13 protein-coding genes and 1 rRNA gene are annotated in these 17,699 nt (G+C 74.9%); 3 read left to right on the top strand and 11 right to left on the bottom strand.

From position 1 onward, the window contains the following. Nucleotides 1–1,509, bottom strand: coding sequence for a 30S ribosomal protein S12 methylthiotransferase RimO (rimO, locus tag ACI79U_RS18125; RefSeq protein ID WP_457071236.1), 1,509 nt, complete (start codon nucleotides 1,507–1,509; stop codon nucleotides 1–3). A gap of 65 nt (nucleotides 1,510–1,574) precedes the next feature. Beyond that, nucleotides 1,575–4,088: a DNA translocase FtsK gene (locus tag ACI79U_RS18120; protein ID WP_457071238.1), complete on the bottom strand. Its 2,514-nt coding sequence runs from the start codon at nucleotides 4,086–4,088 to the stop codon at nucleotides 1,575–1,577. Nucleotides 4,089–4,214: 126 nt separating this feature from the next. Here ACI79U_RS18120 and ACI79U_RS18115 point away from each other — a divergent pair, with 126 nt between their 5' ends. Then, on the top strand, nucleotides 4,215–6,179 hold the full coding sequence (locus ACI79U_RS18115; RefSeq protein ID WP_457071240.1) for a prolyl oligopeptidase family serine peptidase: 1,965 nt from the start codon (nucleotides 4,215–4,217) through the stop codon (nucleotides 6,177–6,179). Between the two features lie 15 nt (nucleotides 6,180–6,194). Here ACI79U_RS18115 and ACI79U_RS18110 read toward each other — a convergent pair whose 3' ends face one another. The 8 genes from ACI79U_RS18110 to ACI79U_RS18075 form a co-directional block, all read right to left on the bottom strand. Beyond that, nucleotides 6,195–9,137: an acetoacetate--CoA ligase gene (locus ACI79U_RS18110; RefSeq protein ID WP_457071243.1), complete on the bottom strand. Its 2,943-nt coding sequence runs from the start codon at nucleotides 9,135–9,137 to the stop codon at nucleotides 6,195–6,197. Further along, a complete protein-coding gene (locus tag ACI79U_RS18105; protein ID WP_457071245.1) occupies nucleotides 9,134–9,793 on the bottom strand; it encodes a 4'-phosphopantetheinyl transferase family protein in 660 nt (219 codons plus the stop codon). The genes ACI79U_RS18110 and ACI79U_RS18105 overlap by 4 nt, the downstream gene beginning before the upstream one ends. Nucleotides 9,794–9,966: 173 nt before the next feature. Further along, nucleotides 9,967–11,685: a ribonuclease J gene (locus ACI79U_RS18100; RefSeq protein ID WP_457071247.1), complete on the bottom strand. Its 1,719-nt coding sequence runs from the start codon at nucleotides 11,683–11,685 to the stop codon at nucleotides 9,967–9,969. Further along, nucleotides 11,682–12,578 carry a 4-hydroxy-tetrahydrodipicolinate synthase gene (gene dapA / locus ACI79U_RS18095; protein ID WP_457071249.1) on the bottom strand — a complete coding sequence of 299 codons (897 nt, stop codon included), beginning with the start codon at nucleotides 12,576–12,578 and terminating at the stop codon, nucleotides 11,682–11,684. Before dapA ends, ACI79U_RS18100 begins: the two co-directional genes overlap by 4 nt. A gap of 10 nt (nucleotides 12,579–12,588) precedes the next feature. Continuing rightward, nucleotides 12,589–13,194, bottom strand: coding sequence for a dihydrofolate reductase (locus ACI79U_RS18090; RefSeq protein ID WP_457071251.1), 606 nt, complete (start codon nucleotides 13,192–13,194; stop codon nucleotides 12,589–12,591). Nucleotides 13,195–13,196: 2 nt separating this feature from the next. Continuing rightward, complete coding sequence (locus ACI79U_RS18085) at nucleotides 13,197–14,051, bottom strand: thymidylate synthase (protein ID WP_457071253.1); 855 nt, start codon at nucleotides 14,049–14,051, stop codon at nucleotides 13,197–13,199. A 33-nt stretch (nucleotides 14,052–14,084) separates the two neighbouring features. Beyond that, nucleotides 14,085–14,837, bottom strand: a complete 753-nt coding sequence (gene thyX, locus ACI79U_RS18080) for an FAD-dependent thymidylate synthase (RefSeq protein WP_457071255.1) — start codon at nucleotides 14,835–14,837, stop codon at nucleotides 14,085–14,087. A gap of 30 nt (nucleotides 14,838–14,867) precedes the next feature. Next, nucleotides 14,868–16,094 carry a winged helix-turn-helix domain-containing protein gene (locus ACI79U_RS18075; RefSeq protein WP_457071257.1) on the bottom strand — a complete coding sequence of 409 codons (1,227 nt, stop codon included), beginning with the start codon at nucleotides 16,092–16,094 and terminating at the stop codon, nucleotides 14,868–14,870. A 72-nt stretch (nucleotides 16,095–16,166) separates the two neighbouring features. Here ACI79U_RS18075 and ACI79U_RS18070 point away from each other — a divergent pair, with 72 nt between their 5' ends. Then, entirely contained in the window at nucleotides 16,167–16,751 is a 585-nt protein-coding gene (locus ACI79U_RS18070) for an N-acetyltransferase family protein (RefSeq protein WP_457071259.1), read from the top strand. Nucleotides 16,752–16,759: 8 nt separating this feature from the next. Beyond that, complete coding sequence (locus ACI79U_RS18065; protein WP_457071261.1) at nucleotides 16,760–17,425, top strand: DUF2461 domain-containing protein; 666 nt, start codon at nucleotides 16,760–16,762, stop codon at nucleotides 17,423–17,425. A gap of 199 nt (nucleotides 17,426–17,624) precedes the next feature. Here the strand turns inward: ACI79U_RS18065 and rrf are convergent. Next, nucleotides 17,625–17,699 (bottom strand): 5S ribosomal RNA (gene rrf / locus ACI79U_RS18060); the annotation flags it as partial.

The raw sequence follows: 17,699 nt of genomic DNA, 5'->3' as shown, positions 1-17,699 counted from the left end.
TCAGGCCCCGGCCGCGGTGAGCGCCGGCACCACGGCCACGGCGATCAGGTCGACGCCCTCGGTGTCGACCACCTCGGCGCGCACCAGCTGCCCGGCGACGGCGCCGGCCGGCACCCCGGAGAGGGTCGTCGTGCCGTCGGCGTCCGGGTCCTGGTGGGCGGCGTGGCCGGCCCAGACGCCGGCGCCCTCCTCCGCGGAGAGGTCGTCGGTCAACAGCACCTCGACCGTCGACCCGATGCGGGCCTCCGCCCGCTGGGCGGTGAGCTCCTCGACCAGGTCGGTGATCCGCCGGACGCGGGCATCGATCTCGGCCTGGTCCAGCTTCCCGTCCAGCCGCTCGCCCTCGGTGCCCTCCTCGTCGGAGTAGCCGAAGACGCCGACGGCGTCCAGCCGGCCCTCGACCAGGAAGCGCTCCAGCTCGGCGACGTCATCCTCGGTCTCCCCGGGGAAGCCGAGGATGACGTTGGTGCGGAAACCCGCCTCCGGGGCGAGGGACCGGGCCCGCGCCAGCACCGCGAGGAAGTCCTCGGTGCCGCCGAAGCGGCGCATGCGGCGCAGCAGCGTCGGTGAGGAGTGCTGGAAGGACAGGTCGAAGTAGGGCGCGACCCCGGGCGTGCCGGCGATGACCTCCAGCAGCCCCGGGCGTAGCTCGGCCGGCTGCAGGTAGGCGACCCGGACCCGCGCGATCCCGGGCACCGCCGCCAGCTGCGGCAGCAGCTTCTCCAGCGAGCGCAGGTCGCCGGTGTCCTTGCCGTAGGAGGTGGAGTTCTCGCTGACCAGGACGATCTCGGTGACGCCCTCCGCGGCCAGCCACTGGGCCTCGCCCAGCACCTCGGCCGCCGGGCGCGAGACGAACGCACCGCGGAAGGTCGGGATCGCGCAGAAGGCGCAGCGCCGGTCGCAGCCGGAGGCGATCTTCAGCGCCGCGGAGGGGCCGCTGGCCAGCCGTCGCCGGCGCAGCCAGTCGTGGCCGGGGAGCGCCGGCGCCGCGCCGTCGCCGGTGCGACCGGCGGTCACCGCCGCGGTGCGCTCGGCCGGGCTGATCGGCAGCAGCGTGCGCCGGTCGCGCGGCGAGTGCGGCACCAGCGGGCGGCCGGAGAGCACGTCGTCGAGCCGGTCGCCGATCGCGGAGTAGTCGTCGAAGCCCAGGACCGTCGCCTCGGGCAGGGCCCCGGCCAGCTCGTTGCCGTACCGCTCGGCCATGCACCCCACCGCGATCACCTCGGCGCCGGAGTCGGTGGCCTCCAGGATCGCGTCCAGCGAGTCCTTCTTGGCGCTCTCGATGAAGCCGCAGGTGTTGACCAGCACGGCGTCGGCGTCGTCGGCGTCCTCGACCAGCTGGTAGCCCTCGCCGGCCAGCCGGCCGGCGAGCTCCTCGGAGTCGACCTCGTTGCGCGCGCAGCCCAGGGTGACCACGGCGACGCGGCGCGGCGCGGCGGGCTGCCCGTCCTGGACCGGACCGCCCTCGGGAACGAGGGCGGACGGGGCGGAGCGGGGCAGGGCTGGCACCGGCCCATCGTAGGCGCCGCCCGGCCGGCCCGGCCCCCGGCCGCAGTGACGTTGCCCGGGACGGGCTACTCGCCTCCGCCGCGCAGCGTGAACATCACGCTCTCCAGCTCGTCGGGCTTGATGAGCACGTCGCGCGCCTTGGAGCCCTCCGACGGCCCGACGATGCCGCGGCTCTCCATCAGGTCCATCAGCCGGCCGGCCTTGGCGAAGCCGACCCGCAGCTTGCGCTGGAGCATCGAGGTCGAGCCGAACTGGCTGGTCACCACCAGCTCCACGGCCTGCACCAGCAGCTCGAGGTCGCTGCCGATGTCCTCGTCGATCTCCTTCTTCTCACCGGCCGCGGCGGTGAAGACCTCTTCCCGGTACTCGGGCTCGGCCTGCCGCTTGGTGAACTCGACGACCGCCTCGATCTCGGTGTCGGAGACGTAGGCGCCCTGGACGCGCATCGGCTTGCCCGCGCCGATGGGCAGGAACAGCGCGTCACCCATGCCGATGAGCTTCTCCGCACCCGGCTGGTCCAGGATGACCCGGCTGTCGGTGAGGCTGGAGGTGGAGAAGGCCAGCCGCGAGGGCACGTTGGCCTTGATCAGGCCGGTGACGACGTCGACCGAGGGACGCTGCGTCGCGAGCACCAGGTGGATCCCGGCGGCGCGCGCCTTCTGGGTGATCCGGACGATCGACTCCTCGACGTCGCGCGGGGCGACCATCATCAGGTCGGCGAGCTCGTCGACGATCGTGAGGATGTACGGGTAGGGCTGGTAGACCCGCTCGCTGCCCGGCGGGGCGGTGATCTCGCCGCGCTCGACCTTGCGGTTGAAGTCGTCGATGTGCCGGACACCGGTGGCCCGCATGTCCTGGTACCGCTGCTCCATCTCCTCGACCAGCCAGGCGAGCGCGGTGGCGGCCTTCTTGGGGTCGGTGATGATCGGCGTGATCAGGTGCGGGATGCCGTCGTAGGGCGTGAGCTCGACCATCTTCGGGTCGATCAGGATCATCCGCAGCTGGTCCGGCGTGGCCCGCAGCAGCAGCGAGGTCAGCAGCGAGTTGATGCAGCTGGACTTACCGGCACCGGTGGCACCGGCGACCAGCAGGTGCGGCATCTTCGCCAGGTTCGCGCAGACGAAGCCGCCCTCGATGTCCTTGCCCAGCCCGACCAGCATCGGGTGCGGGTCGGCCTTGGCCACCTGCGAGCGCATGACGTCGCCGAGGCTGACGGTCTCGCGGTCGGTGTTGGGCACCTCGACGCCGACCATCGACTTGCCCGGGATCGGCGCCAGGATGCGGATGTTGTCGTTGGCGACGGCGTAGGCGAGGTTCTTGGTCAGCGCGGTGATCTTCTCGACCTTGACCGCGTTGCCCAGCTCGATCTCGTACCGGGTGACCGTCGGACCGCGGGTGAAGCTGGTGACGGCGGCGTCGATGTTGAACTGCTCGAGCACCCCGGTGATCGCCTCGATGGCGACGTCGTTGGCCTTGGACTTGGCCCGCGGCGGGGTGCCCGGCCGCAGCACGCTGACCGACGGGAGCGTGTAGGTGCCCTCGACGGGCTGGATCCGGAGCTGCTCCGGCTCCTCGATCGGCGGGAGGTCCTCGGCCGGGGCGGTGCGGTCGACGACGGCCGGCCGGCGCACCGGGACGGCCTCCGGCGCCGGCTCGTGGACGACCACGTCCGGGGCGCCGTCCAGGGCAGCGGTGTCGATGACGCCGGTGTCCAGGGTGTCCTGCACGGCCGCGGCGGCGGTCTTCCGCCCGCGCCGGGTGCGCGGGGCGGGCTCCTCCGCCGGCTCGTCGTCGTAGAACTCGTCGTCGTCCTCGTCGTACTCGTCGGTGTCCCGGCCGAGCTTGTCGTCGACCCAGCCGCGCAGCCGCTCGGGCACCTGGTGCACCGGGGTCGCGGTGACCACGAGCAGGCCGAAGAACGCCAGCAGCACCAGCAGCAGCACAGTGACGACGGCGCCCACCCCGGCCACCAGCGGCGTGCCGACCGACCAGCCGAGCAGGCCGCCGGCGCCGCTGCGGTCGGTGTCGCTGAGGTCCGGCCCGGTCACGTGGGTGACGCCCACGACGGCGACGACGACGCAGAACCACCCGATCGCCAGCCGGCCGCGGATCTCCGGCTGCGGTGGGTGGCGCAGCAGGCGCAGGGCCACCAGCAGCAGCACGACCGGCAGCACGGCGGTGAGCACACCGATGGTCCAGCGGACCCCGTCGGCCAGGCCGGCGCCGACCGGGCCGATGCCGTCGGTCCAGGTGGCGGCGCCCAGCACGATGGCCAGCCCGAGGACGAACAGCCCGACGCCGTCGCGGCGGTGCTCCGGGGCCAGCGGCTCGGCCTCCGGCGGCCGGGCGACCGAGCGGGCGAGCCCACCGGCGCCGCGGGCCAGCAGCGACCAGGCGCCGACGGCGCCGCGCATGAGCGACCCGCTGAGGGTGCTCTTCTTCTTCGCCGCCGGCCGCCGGGCGGCGGTGGAGCCGCCGCGCTTGGCCGGGGGACGCTTCTTGGCGGTGGACCCGCCGGACCGCGGGCGGGAGGAGGCACCACGCGCCGGCGCCCGGTTCGACGTGGCGCGAGCAGGCATGCGTCGACGGTAGTGGCCCACCGGGTGGTGGTGGATGATCCTGGCCCCGCGTGTCCACCTCCGGCTCGCGCCGGCACCCCGCACGGGCGGTGCGCCGGTCGCGGTGCGATGGCTACGGTCTCGGGGGTGACCGAGACCCGCCCGTACGGCAGCTGGCCCACCCCGATCACCTCCGAGCTGGTGGTCCGCGCCTCCGCGCGGCTGGGTGAGGTGGTCGCCGACGGCTCCGGTACCGACGCGGACGTCTGGTGGGCCGAGGGCCGCCCCAGCGAGGGGGGCCGAACGGTGCTCGTCCGCCGCGCGCCCGACGGCACGACGACCGATCTGCTCCCGCCGCCCTGGAACGTCCGCACCCGGGTGCACGAGTACGGCGGCGGGGCCTGGACCGTGGCCGGTGGCGTCGTGTGGTTCACCTCCTTCGGCGACCAGCGGCTGTACCGGGTGGCCCCGGGCGGCGAGCCGGTGGCGGTCACCGCCGAGCCGGCGATCCCGGCCGGGGTCCGCTTCGCCGACCTGTCGGTGGTGGACGGCGGCGCGGGGGTGCTCGCCGTCCGGGAGACCCACTCCGCCGGCGGCGCGGCGGCCGACGTCGTCCACGAGGTGGTCCGGGTCGGCGGCGACGGCAGCACCGAGGTGCTGGTGTCGGGCAGCGACTTCGTCTCCGACCCGCGCCGCTCCCCCGACGGCCGGTCGCTGGCCTGGTTGCAGTGGCAGCACCCGGACATGCCGTGGGACGCCGCCGAGCTGGTGGTCCGCGGTCCGGACGGCGCCGAGACGGTGGTCGCCGGCGGGCGGTCGGGGGCGCAGCCGGAGTCGGTGGTGCAGCCGGTGTGGGCCGCCGACGGCGCGCTGTGGTTCCTGGCCGACCGCACCGACGTGTGGTCGCTGTACCGCTGGACGTCCGGCGGCGAGCCGGAGCTGGTGGTCGACGTCGGCAGCGACATCGCCGGTCCGCAGTGGGTGTTCGGGCAGAGCCGGTTCGCCCTGCTGCCCGACGGCCGGGTGGTGCTGGCGTACGGCCGGGACGGCGCCGACCGGCTCGCCGTGCGGGAGCCCGACGGGACGCTGCGCGAGCTCGACCTGCCGTACGGGTCCTTCGGCCAGGTCCGGGCGGCCGGGGACGGCGTGGTCTGCGTGGCCGGCGGACCGACGTCGGAGCCGGTGGTGCTGCGGGTCGCGACCGACGGGCGGACCGAGGTGCTGCGCCCGGCCCGCGACCTCGGGCTGGACCCGGCCTGGTTCTCCCGCCCCGAGCACGTCACCTTCCCCACCGAGGAGCGCGGGAGCGGGGTGGCCGAGGCGCACGCGCTGGTCTACCCGCCGGCCAACCCGCGGGTCGACGGCCCGGCCGGGGAGCTGCCACCGCTGCTGGTGCTCGTGCACGGTGGGCCGACCGCCGCGGCGTCGCCGGTGCTGTCGCTGGCCGTGCAGTACTGGACCTCCCGGGGCTTCACCGTCGCCGACGTCGACTACCGCGGGTCGACCGGCTACGGCCGCCGGTACCGGGAGGCGCTGCAGGGGCGCTGGGGCGTCGCCGACCTGGACGACGTCGTCGCCTGCGCCCGGTGGCTGGCCGGCAACGGCCGCGCCGACCCGGCCCGGATGGCGATCCGCGGCGGGTCGGCCGGCGGCTACACGACGCTGGCGGCGCTGACCTTCCGCCCGGGGGTCTTCGCCGCCGGGGCCAGCCACTACGGCGTCGCCGACCTGGCCGCGCTGGCGGCCGACACGCACTCGTTCGAGTCCCGGTACCTCGACGGGCTGATCGCCCCGTGGCCCGAGGGCGCCGACGTCTACGCCGCGCGCTCCCCCATCCACCACACCGGTGCGCTGGACACCCCGCTGGCGGTGTTCCAGGGCGACGAGGACCGGGTGGTGCCGCCGGAGCAGGCGGAGATGATGGTCGCCGCGCTGCGGGAGAAGGGCGTGCCGCACGCCTACGTGCTCTTCGCCGGCGAGCAGCACGGGTTCCGCAAGGCGGAGAACATCCGGACCGCGCTGGACGGCGAGCTGTCCTTCTACGCCCAGGTGCTCGGCTTCGAGCTGCCCGCCGAGGAGGGCATCACCCCCATCGCCGTCGTCCGGCCGTGACCCGGCCGGCCCCGCTCAGCGGAGCGTGGCCGAGACCCGGGCGGCCAGCTCGTCGAGGTGCTCGGCGGCGAGCAGGTCCCAGTGGTCCCCGGGCACGTCGGTGGTCACCAGGTGGGGGGCCACGCGGAGCCAGGCGGCCATCGTGTTGCCGACGACCGGGAGCCGGTCGCGGGCCTGGTAGTAGGTGACCATGCCGTCGTAGCGGGACAGCCGGTGGTCGTCCACGGCGGCGAAGAGCCCTCGCACCATGGCCTGCACCGGGTCGGCGAACCGCCGCCGGAGCCCCGCCGGCAGGTGCCGGGCCACGGCCTTGCCGGCCTTGGTGGCCGAGCGGGCGGTCTGCGCCCGGCCCGCCCAGGAGTGGGCCCGGCGCTCGGCCGGCGTGAGGTTCGCCGCCGGGGGCAGGACGTCGAGCAGCCCGACGTAGCCGACCTGCGCACCGCCTGCCCGCAGCCGGACCGCCGCCTCGTAGCCGACCAGCCCGCCGAACGAGTAGCCGAGCATGCTGTACGGGCCCTGCGGCTGGACCTGGCGGATGCCGGCCAGGGCGTCGTCGACCACGTCGGCGAGGGGGCGGCGCGCACCCCGGTCGTCGGTCACCGACAGCCGCAGCCCGTGCACCGGCCGGGTGGTGTCCAACCGGCGCACGAGCCCGGCGTAGGAGTTGAGCTGCCCCCAGGCGTCGGCGACGACGAACACCGGCCGGCCGGTGCCCGGGCGCATCAGCTCCACGACCTCGGGGGCGGCGGCGCGGGCCGCGGCGGCGAGCCGCACCAGCCCGGCCAGCGTGGGCCGGCGGGCGAACTCGTCGATCGTCACCTCGGCACCCAGCTCGGTCCGCAGCCGCCGCAGCAGGTCCACCGCCTGCCGCGAGGTGCCGCCCAGGTCGGTGAAGTCGTCGTCCGGCTCGGCGGCGCGGAGCCCCAGCGTGGCGCACCACTCCCGGGCGACACCGCTGCGCAGCTCCGCGTCCTCGTCCCCCGCCCCGGCGACGACCGGAGGCGCTTCCGGGGTGGCGGGCGGCCGGCCCGCCGCCGGCACCGCCGCGCGGATGGCGACGACGCACTCGGGGTCCCGGAGCGCGTCGAGGTTCGGCACCGGGTCGCCGTTGACCGCGTCCTGCGCCGCCCGGTACGACTGCTTGCCGTTGTGGGTCACCGGCAGGCCGGGGACGGCGACCACGAGCGCGGGCACGTGCGCCGGGGACGCCTCCCGGCGGAGCGTCCGCCGGATCGTGCGGTCCAGCGCGGCGTCCAGCACGGTGCCGGGGGCGAGGACGACGAGCAGCACCATCCGGGTCTGCCCGGGGTGGCCGGGGTCGCGCTGCTCGACCGGCATCGCGTCGGCGACCTCGGGGACGCCGCGCAGCGCGGTCAGCACCTCGGCCGGCCCGATCCGGACGCCGTCGACGTTCAGCACCCCGTCGGAGCGGCCGTGCACGCGGGCCGACCCGTCGGCGGCGACGTCCACCCGGTCGCCGTGGGTCCACATCCCGGGGTGGTCGGCGAAGTAGGCGGCGTGGAACCGGCTGCCGTCGGGGTCCGCGAGGAAACCGACCGGCCGGGACGGGAACGGGTTGCGGCAGACCAGCTCACCGATCCGGTCCACGACGGCGTCCCCCCGCTCGTCGAGGGCGGCCACGTCCAGTCCGAGGCTCAGCGCCTGGGACCTGCCCCGGCGCACGGGCAGCTCGGGGTGTCCGAGCACGAAGCAGCCGATGATGTCGGTCCCGCCTGAGATCGACTGGAGGGGCTGCGGCCCCACCGCCCCGGCCACCCAGTCGAACTGCCACTCGTGCAGCACCGAGCCGGTCGACAGCACGGCGCGCAGCGCGGCCAGGTCCACCTGGTCACGGGGGCGGTACCCGGCGTCCTCGCACAGCTGCAGGTAGGCCGGGCTGGTGCCGAAGACGGTCACCTGCTCCTCGGCCACCAGTTCCCAGAGGGTCCGCGGCCCGCGGACCGGGCCGTCGTACAGCACCACGGAGGCGCCGACGGCGAGCGCGGACAGCTGCCAGTTCCACATCATCCAGGCGGTGGTGGTGTGGAAGTACATCCGGTCGCGGGGCCCCAGGTCACCGTGCAGCCGGTGCTCCTTGACGTGCTCGAGCAGCGTGCCGCCGGCGCCGTGCACGATCGCCTTCGGTGGCCCGGTGGTGCCCGAGGAGAACATCACGAACAGCGGGTGGTCGAACGGCAGCCGCGGCCACTCGTGGTGCCGCCCGCCGTCGGCCCGCGCGACCAGGTCGGCGAGGCGGCCGACCGGCACGACCGGGTGCTCCGGCAGCGGGCCGTCGTCGAGGACCAGCACGCGCTGGACCGTGGGCAGCCCGCCCAGCAGCTCCGCGAGGGCCGCGGTGCCGGTGGCCGGCCCGACGGACCGGTCGAGCAGCAGGGTGGTCGGCTCGACCTGGGCGAAGCGGCCCAGCAGGGTGGCCGGGCCCATGTCGGGGGTGGAGGTGGAGACCGTGGCGCCCACGGCGGCCAGCCCCAGGACCGCGACGGTGACCGCGCCGTCGTTCGGGCCGATGACCGCGACCCGGTCGCCGGGCCCGATGCCCAGGGCCGCGAGCGCGTCGGCCGTGCCGGCGACGGCCTCGCGCAGCTGTCGCCGGGACCACCGCTGGGCCGGGGCGTCGGCGTGCAGCGAGGTGAGCGCCGGGGCGTCGTCGTCGACCTCGGGCAGGGGGGCGAGGAGCGCTTCGGCGTAGTTCAGGGAGACGTCGGGGAAGAACCGGGCAGTCTCGACGTCGTCCCCGGTGCGCACGGTGCCGGCCGAGCCCGACCAGGGCAGGCCCGACCACTCCAGGAGCAGTCGCCAGAACTCCTGCGGCCGGTCGACCGAGAAGGCGTGCAGCTCCGCCGGGGTGTCCAGGGACCGGCCGGCCAGCGGCTCGCAGGTGCTCCGGAAGGCGGCCAGCTGGCTGCCGGTGGCCCGGCTGTCGGCGACGGACGTCATGGGGTGCTCCTCTCAGCGGGGACGAGATCGAGCGGTCGCGGGACCGGGCGGCGGCGCAGCGCGCGGCGGCGTGAGCAGGCGAGCCGGCCGACCGTCCCGGGCGGCGTGGTCAGACCGGTCACCGTCCACCCGGCCACCTGCGCGCGGGTGGTGGCGAATCCCGGCTCGACCAGCGCCGGGGAGACCGTCAGTCCGCATCCGGCTGCCTTGAGGACGGCTTCCTTGCCGGTCCAGACGCGGGCCAGCGCGGTCGCCCGCTCGCCGGCGGGCAGGGCGAGCAGGGCGGCAGCCTCCCGCTCGGACAGCCACCCGTCGTCGAGCGTGCCGGGGGTCCACCGGCCCACCCGCTCCAGGTCGATGCCGATCCGGACGTCCCAGCCCACGGCCACCAGCCCGACCGTGCCGGAGGCGGTGCAGGTCACGTCGAGCCCGGCCGCCGGGCCGCAGGTCTCCGGCCGCCCGTTCGGTCCGGTGGTGAGCGGGACCTCCCCCGGCCGGCAGCCGAGCTCGTGCGCGGCGACCGTGCGCAGGGCGGCGCGCAGCGCGATCCTCCGCCGGCGGACCCACTCGGTCCCCCGCTCGGCCCGGGCCAGCTCGGTGGGCGAGAGCACGGCCGAGGCCGCCTCCAGCGCGTCGTCCGGGAGGTCGAGGGCCACCTGCCAGACGGCGACCCCGGCGCTCCGGCGCCGAGGACCGGACCCGCTGCCGGGCAGCCGCCGCCCACTCCTCGCTCTGCCGCGCCGCGACGTCCAGGACCCCATCTGGATCATGCTGGCACCGCTCGGAGCCGAGCGCAGCGGGAGTTGCGCGCTCGTCACGCGGTCGGGGGTCAGACCTCCAGCACGGTGGGGATGATCATCGGGCGGCGGCGGTGGGTGTCGCTCACCCACTTCCCGACCGTGCGGCGGATGACCTGCGAGAGCCGGTGCGGGTCGACCTCGCCGTCGGCGAGGGTGCGGCGCAGGTTGTCCTCGACCAGGGCGAGCGCCTCGTCGAATGCCGCAGGGTCGTCGGAGAAGCCCCGGGTCGACAGGTGCACCGGCCGGACGATCGTGCGGGTCGAGGGCTCGATCACCACGGTGAGCGCCACGAACCCCTCGTCGCCGAGGATGCGCCGGGCCTGCAGCGACTCCTCGCCCACGTCGCCGACGTTGACCCCGTCGACGTAGACGTTGCCGATCGGCACGCTGCCCACGATGGCGGCCTTGCCGTCGATCAGGTCGACGACCACGCCGTCCTCGGCGAGCAGGATCCGGTCGCGGCTCATGCCGGTCTGCTCGGCCAGCGCGGCGTGCGCCCGCAGGTGCCGCCACTCCCCGTGCACCGGCATCAGGTAGCGGGGCTTGGCCACGTTGATCAGCGTGCGCAGCTCGCCGGCCGGGGCGTGCCCGGAGACGTGCACCCGTGCGGTCTCCTTGTGCACGACGGTGGCGCCGAGGCGGGCCAGCTGGTTGATCACCTTGTAGACGGCGGTCTCGTTGCCCGGCACCAGCGAGGAGGCCAGGATGATCGTGTCGCCGGCCTCGATGTTGATCTGGTGGTGCTCCCCGCGGGCCATCCGGCCCAGCGCCGACAGCGGCTCGCCCTGCGAGCCGGTGCTGATCAGCACCACCTGCTCCGGTGGCATGGCGGCGGCCTCGTCGAGCTTCACCATCAGCCCGGGGGCGACGCGGAGCAGGCCGAGGTCCTGCGCGACGCCCATGTTCCGGACCATCGACCGGCCCACGAGGGCGACCCTGCGACCGTGCTTGACCGCGCAGTCGAGCACCTGCTGCATCCGGTGCACGTGGCTGGCGAAGCTGGAGACGATCAGCCGCTGGGTGGCCCGCTCGAAGACCGAGTCGAGCACCGGGCCGATCTCCCGCTCGGAGGTGACGAAGCCGGGCACCTCGGCGTTGGTGGAGTCCGACAGCAGCAGGTCGATGCCCGCGACGCCGAGCCGGGCGAAGGCGCCCAGGTCGGTGAGCACCCCGTCCAGCGGCAGCTGGTCCATCTTGAAGTCGCCGGTGTGCACCAGCGTGCCCGCCGGGGTCTGCACCGCGACGGCCAGCGCATCGGGGATCGAGTGGTTCACGCTGATGAACTCGGTGTGGAAGGGCCCCGCGAGGTGGTCGTCCCCGGCGGCGACCTCGACCAGCACCGGGTCGATCCGGTGCTCGCGCAGCTTGGCCTTGACCAGGGCGAGGGTGAACCGGGAGCCGATGAGCGGGATGTCGGCGCGCAGCCGCAGCAGGTAGGGGATCGCCCCGATGTGGTCCTCGTGCCCGTGGGTCAGCACGACGGCGGCGACGTCGGCCAGCCGGTGCTCGATGACCCCGAAGTCGGGGAGGATCAGGTCGATGCCGGGCTGCTCGGCCTCGGGGAACAGGACCCCGCAGTCGATGACGAGGAGCTTCCCGTCGAACTCGAGGACGGCCATGTTCCGGCCGATCTCACCGAGCCCGCCCAGGGCCATCACCCGAAGCCCGCCGGGGGCCAGCGGCGGCGGTGCCTTGAGGTCCAGGTGCGGCTGCAGCGCCTGCTGACCGGGCGGGGGGATCGAGGTCACAGCTGGACTCCTCCGGCGGCGAGGTCCTCGCGCAGCTGCGCGAGCTCCTCGGGGGTCGCGTCGACCAACGGGGGGCGCACCGGGCCGGCCGGCAGGCCGAGCTCGCGCAGCGCCGCCTTCACGGTGATCACGCCCTGGGTGCGGAACACGCCGGTGTAGACCGGCAGCAGGCTCTCGTTGACGGCGCGCGCGGCGACCAGGTCACCGGACTCGACCGCGGTGACCATCTCGGCGAGGCGGGTGCCGACCAGGTGGCTGACCACGCTGACCACGCCGACGGCCCCGACGGCCAGCAGCGGCAGGTTCAGCATGTCGTCGCCGGAGTAGTAGGCGAGGTCGGTGCGGGCCAGGGTCCACTGCACCGCGCCGAAGTCGCCCTTGGCGTCCTTCACCGCCGCGATGTTCGGGTGCTCGGCGGCCCGCACCAGGGTCTCCACGTGGATCGGGATGCCCGAGCGGTGCGGGATGTCGTAGAGCATCACCGGCAGGTCGGTGGCGTCGGCGACGGCGGTGAAGTGCCGGAGCAGCCCGGCCTGCGGCGGCTTGTTGTAGTACGGGGTGACGACCAGCAGCCCGTCGACGCCGAGGCGGGCCGCGGACTGCGCCTTCTCGATCGAGTGCGCGGTGTCGTTGGTGCCGACGCCGGCGATCACGGTGGCCCGGTCGCCCACGGCGTCGATCACCGCCTCGAGCACCGCGTGCTGCTCGCTGTCGCTGATCGTGGGCGACTCCCCCGTCGTCCCGAAGACGACCAGCCCGTCGTTGGACGCGCGGTCGACGAGGTGGGCGGCGAGCTCCTGCGCGCCGGAGAGGTCGATCGTGCCGTCCTCGGCGAGCGGGGTGACCATCGCCGTGATCACGCGCCCGAAGGGCCGGGCGGGGTCGCTGGTCATGCCCGAGAATCTACCGGCCCGCACCGACGCCACCGTGGGACCGTCCGGGCGCGACCCAGCGCTCCGCGTGCTCGGCCAGCACCGCCGGCACCGGACCGGCCGGAAGGGTCCCCCGCCGCCACGACGACACGCGGAACCGGAGGCCGGCGGCGGACGTCGCCCACCCGGCCGCCGGCGCCTGCGCGTGCCGCGCCCAGTCCGGCCCCAGCGGTGGGGCCCAGGTGTCACCCGGCACCCGCGCGTCCACCTCGGTGACGACGACCTCGGCGGCGTGCGGGAGGAACGCCGCGTAGACCGTGCCGCCGCCGATCACCCACGGGTCCTCGCCGCGGTCGAGGACGTCCTCGACCGAGCGGGCCACCGGGACGCCGACCTCGGCCGGGTCGAGCGTGGCGCTGAGCACGAGGTTGCTGCGTCCGGGCAACGGCCGGTACCGCGGCGGCAGCGACTCCCAGGTCCGCCGGCCCATGACCACGGTGCCGCCCAGGGTCAGCGCCTTGAACAGCCGGAGGTCCTCCGGCAGGTGCCAGGGCAGGCCGCCGTCGGCGCCGATGACGCCGTCGGTGGTCTGCGCCCACACCATCCGCACGGTGCCGGCCGGGATCGGGGACGTCACGGTCAGACGGCCACCGCGCCGCGGATCGCCGGGTGGTGCCGGTAGTCGTGCAGGTGGAGGTCCTCGAAGGAGTGGTCGAACAGCGACGGCGCCGGGTCGATGGTCAGCCGTGGGAAGGGCAGCACCTCGCGGGAGAGCTGCTCGCGCACCTGGTCGACGTGGTTGGTGTAGACGTGGCAGTCACCGCCGACCCAGATGAAGTCACCGGGCTCCAGGCCGACCTGCTGGGCCACGAGCTGGGTGAGCAGGGCGTAGCTGGCGATGTTGAACGGCACCCCGAGGAACATGTCCGCGCTGCGCTGGTAGAGCTGGCAGGACAGCCGCCCGTCGGCGACGGCGAACTGGAACAACGTGTGGCAGGGCGCCAGCGCCATCTCCGGCAGGGCCGCGACGTTCCAGGCGGAGACGACCATCCGGCGGGAGTCCGGGTCGGTGCGCAGGGTGTCGAGCACCCCGGCGAGCTGGTCGACGGTGCCGCCGTCGGGGGTCGGCCAGGAGCGCCACTGGACGCCGTAGACCGGCCCCAGGCCGCCGTCCTCGGCGGCCCACTCGTCCCAGATGGAGACGCCGTGCTCCTGCAGCCAGCGGACGTTGCCCTCACCGCGGAGGAACCAGAGCAGCTCGTAGGCCACCGACCTGAAGTGCACCTTCTTGGTGGTCACCAACGGGAAGCCGGCGGAGAGGTCGTAGCGCAGCCGCTCCCCGAACAGGCTCAGCGTGCCGGTGCCGGTGCGGTCGGACTTCGCCGTGCCGGTCTCCAGCACCCGGCGCAGCAGGTCCTCGTACTGGGTGTCGACGACCGTGCCCGGGCGGGGAGCGTCGGAGCGGGAGGTCTCGAGCTGGACGGCCTCGGCCATGGTCTGTTCCTTCTCTCGATCGTCGGTGCGCACTCAGCCCTCGCTGACGTAGGGGCTGGCCGCCATCTCGGTGCCGTCGGCCAGCGCGCTGACCCGGAAGTCGCCGAACACGGCGGGGGCGACCCGCTGCAGCTCGCGCAGGCAGGCCACGGCGAGCTCGCGGATCGCCACGTCGGCGTGCTCGCTGGCGCGCATGGCGACGAAGTGCCGCCACGCCCGGTAGTTGCCGGTGACGACGATCCGCGTCTCGGTGGCGTTGGGGAGCACCGAACGGGCCGCCTGCCGCGCCTGCTTGCGGCGCAGCGTGGCGTTGGGGACGTCGGCGAAGCGCTTCTCCAGCCCCTCCAGCAGGTCGGAGTACGCGGCCAGCGCGGCGTCGGTCGCGGCCAGGAACCGGTCGTGCAGCTCCGGGTCCTCGGCGATGACGGCCGGTTCGACGACGGCGGCGCCCCGCTCGGGGACGTAGCGCTGGGACAGCTGGCTGTAGGAGAAGTGCCGGTGCCGGACGAGCTCGTGGGTGAGCGACCGGGACACCCCGGTCAGGTACATCGTCACGCTGCCGTGCTCGAGCACGGACAGGTGCCCGACCTCGAGGATGTGCCGCAGGTACCCGGCGTTGGTCGCCGTCGCGGGGATCGGCTTGTCCCAGGACTGGTAGCAGGCGCGGCCGGCGAACTCGGCGAGGGCCTGGCCGCCGTCGGCGTCGGTCTCCCAGGGGACGTCGTCCGGCGGGGTGAACTGCGTCTGGGCGATGACCTGCACCTGGAGCGGAGCGATCGCGGGCACCCGTCGAGGGTACGGGGGTGGTGGCACGGTTCAGACCGCCGGCGCCCGGAAGGCGAGGGCGGCCGTCAGCGCCGGCGCCAGGTCACCGGCGCCGGCCACCGCGACCTCCCCGAGCGCCGTCCAGCCGGCCAGCAGCCGCAGCTCGGCGGCGAGCTCGGCCGCGACCTCGCCGTGGTCGACACCGGGTTCGGCGTGCGCGGCCTGCACGCGGAGCACCCCCGCCTGCCGGTCGGCCTTGAGGTCGACCCGGGCGACGAGCCGGTCGCCGAGGAGGAAGGGCAGCACGTAGTAGCCGTGCACGCGCTTGTGCGCCGGGGTGTAGATCTCCAGCCGGTACCGGAAGCCGAAGATCCGTTCCACCCGGGGACGCTCCCAGACCAGCGAGTCGAAGGGGCTGAGCAGCGCCCGCGCCCGGATCCACCGCGGCCGGCGGGCGAACGGGTCGGCCCAGGCCGGTCGTCCCCAGCCGGCCACCTCCACCGGCACCAGCTCGCCGGCCTCGGTGAGCTCGGCGATCGCCGTCCGGGCGTCGGCCGGCGCCAGCCGGAAGTAGTCACGCAGGTCGGTCTCGGTGGCGACGCCGAGGGCCCGGGACGCGGTGCGCAGCAGCTCCCGGATCGCGTCGGCCCGGTCGGGGGTCGGGGTGGCGACGACGGCGGCGGGCAGGACCCGCTCGGTGAGGTCGTAGACCCGCTCGAACCCGGCGGTGCGGGCGCGGGCGGTGAGCGCGCCGGCGAAGAACAGGTACTCCAGGGCGGCCTTCCCGGCGTGCCAGTTCCACATGCTCCCGGGACGGTTCGGGCGGGCCTCCTGCAGCTGGCTCGCCCGCAGCGGCCCCTCGCACCGCACCCGCTCCAGCAGCGCGGCGACGTACTCCGGCCGCTCGCGCTGCACCCGCGTCATCGAGCCCCAGGCCTCGCGGTCGGCGGCGTCCATCCGCCAGCGGAGGCAGGGCTGGAGGCGGGCGGGCAGGAACGAGGCCTCGTGCGCCCAGTACTCGAACAGGTCGTGCCGACGGTTGGAGAGGGCGTCGAGCGTCGACCGCTCGTAGGGCCCCAGCCGGCTGAAGTACGGCAGGTAGTGCGACCGGGAAAGCACGTTCACCGAGTCGATCTGCACGACGGCCAGCCGTTCGGCGGTGCGCCGGAGCTGCCGGGTGCCGACGGTGCCGCTGGGGCGCGGCTCCGCGAACCCCTGGGCGGCCAGCGCCATCCGCCGGGCGAGGGCGGCGGGCAGCCGCTCGACAGCCGTGGTCACGTCGTCGATCCTGCCCTGGGGGTACGACGATCGGGGCACCGCCCGGGTGCGCCGACGACCTAGGCTGCCGGGGTGGACCTGCCCCTGCTCCCCGGCCCGCGCGGCCGCGCCGACGTGTCGGTCCGTCCGGCGGCGCCGGCGGACGCCGAGGAGATCGCCCGCGTGCAGGTGGTCACCTGGCGCACCGCCTACCGCGGGGTGCTGCCCGACGAGGTGCTCGACGGGTGGGACGACGCCGTCGCGGCGAGCACCTGGCGCCGCTCGGTGGAGGCGCCGCCGTCGCCGGCCCACCGGGTCTTCGTCGCCCTGGAGCGGGACGCCGTCGTCGGCCTGGCCGCCTGCGCCCCGTCGGAGGACCAGCCCGGCTCGGGTCTGCTGGAGATCGTGGCCCTGGCCGTGGAACCCCGCTGGGGACGGCGCGGGCACGGCAGCCGCCTGATCGCCGCGGTCGCCGACGCGGCCCGCTCGCTGGACTCGCCGGGGCTGCTGATGTGGCTGCCGACGACCGACGCGGTCACCGCCCGCTTCCTGACCGGGGCGGGCTGGGAGACCGACGGGTGGACCCGCACCCTCGAGGCGGACACCACGACCGTCCCCCAGGAGCGCTGGCACAGCTGGTTCGAGGACGACACGGCTGGGGACGACACACGACAGTGAGGAGCACGGTGGGGTTCAGCGGTTTCCCGGACGAGGGCCTGGTCTTCTACGAGGGCCTGGAGGCGGACAACAGCCGGGCCTACTGGACCGCCCACCGCGGCGAGTGGGAGCAGTACGTCCGCGCCCCCATGCAGGCGCTGGTCGACGAGCTCACCGGGGAGTTCGGCACCCCGAAGTTGTTCCGCCCCTACCGCGACGTGCGCTTCAGCCACGACAAGACGCCGTACAAGACGCACCAGGGTGCGGTCCTGCACCCGAACGGCGCCGGCCTGGCTTCGGTGTACGTGCAGGTGTCCGCGGACGGGCTGCGGGTGGCCGGCGGCTGCTGGCGGCTGCAGCCCGATCAACTGGAGCGGTTCCGCCGCGCGGTGGCCGACGACCTGCAGGGCCCCCGGCTGGTGGCCGAGGTGGGCCGGCTTCGTGCGGTCGGCTTCGACATCGACGGCGACCGCCTGATCCGGTCGCCTCGTGGGTGGCCGGCCGACCACCCACGCATCGAGCTGCTCCGGCACAAGGCGCTGCACGCCGCACGCCAGTGGGAGCCCAGCGAGTGGCTGCACACGGCGGCCGCCGTGGACCGGGTGCGCGACGCGTGGCGGGCGTTCGCGCCGTTGAACCGGTGGCTCGACGACAACGTCGGCGCCACGACGGCTCCGCCGGACCGCCGGCGTTGATCGACGCGGCGCGTGGCCGGACCGGCGGCACTTCCGTCACGTGACGGCCAGCGGCGGGTCCGACGCGGACCGGATCGGCCGTGCTCGGGATCCGGCATGCGGGACACCTGACGGCGAGGCGTCGGCCGGTGCCGAGGTGTTCCAGAAATGCCGAAACGGGGCCGCAGCCTGTGGCTGTGACCCCGTTTCGGGAAAGATTGTCCGGCGGCGTCCTACTCTCCCACCCGGTCCCCCGGGCAGTACCATCGGCGCTGAAAGGCTTAGCTTCCGGGTT

Source organism: Modestobacter sp. SYSU DS0904 (genome assembly GCF_054051115.1).
This window is presented reverse-complemented; position numbering and strand designations above follow the sequence as displayed.

Coding starts and splice junctions, on each gene's coding strand:
- ACI79U_RS18120 (WP_457071238.1), bottom strand. CDS start 4,088: ATGCCTGCTCGCGCCACGTCGAACCGGGCGCCGGCGCGTGGTGCCTCC.
- ACI79U_RS18110 (WP_457071243.1), bottom strand. CDS start 9,137: ATGACGTCCGTCGCCGACAGCCGGGCCACCGGCAGCCAGCTGGCCGCC.
- dapA (WP_457071249.1), bottom strand. CDS start 12,578: ATGACCAGCGACCCCGCCCGGCCCTTCGGGCGCGTGATCACGGCGATG.
- ACI79U_RS18085 (WP_457071253.1), bottom strand. CDS start 14,051: ATGGCCGAGGCCGTCCAGCTCGAGACCTCCCGCTCCGACGCTCCCCGC.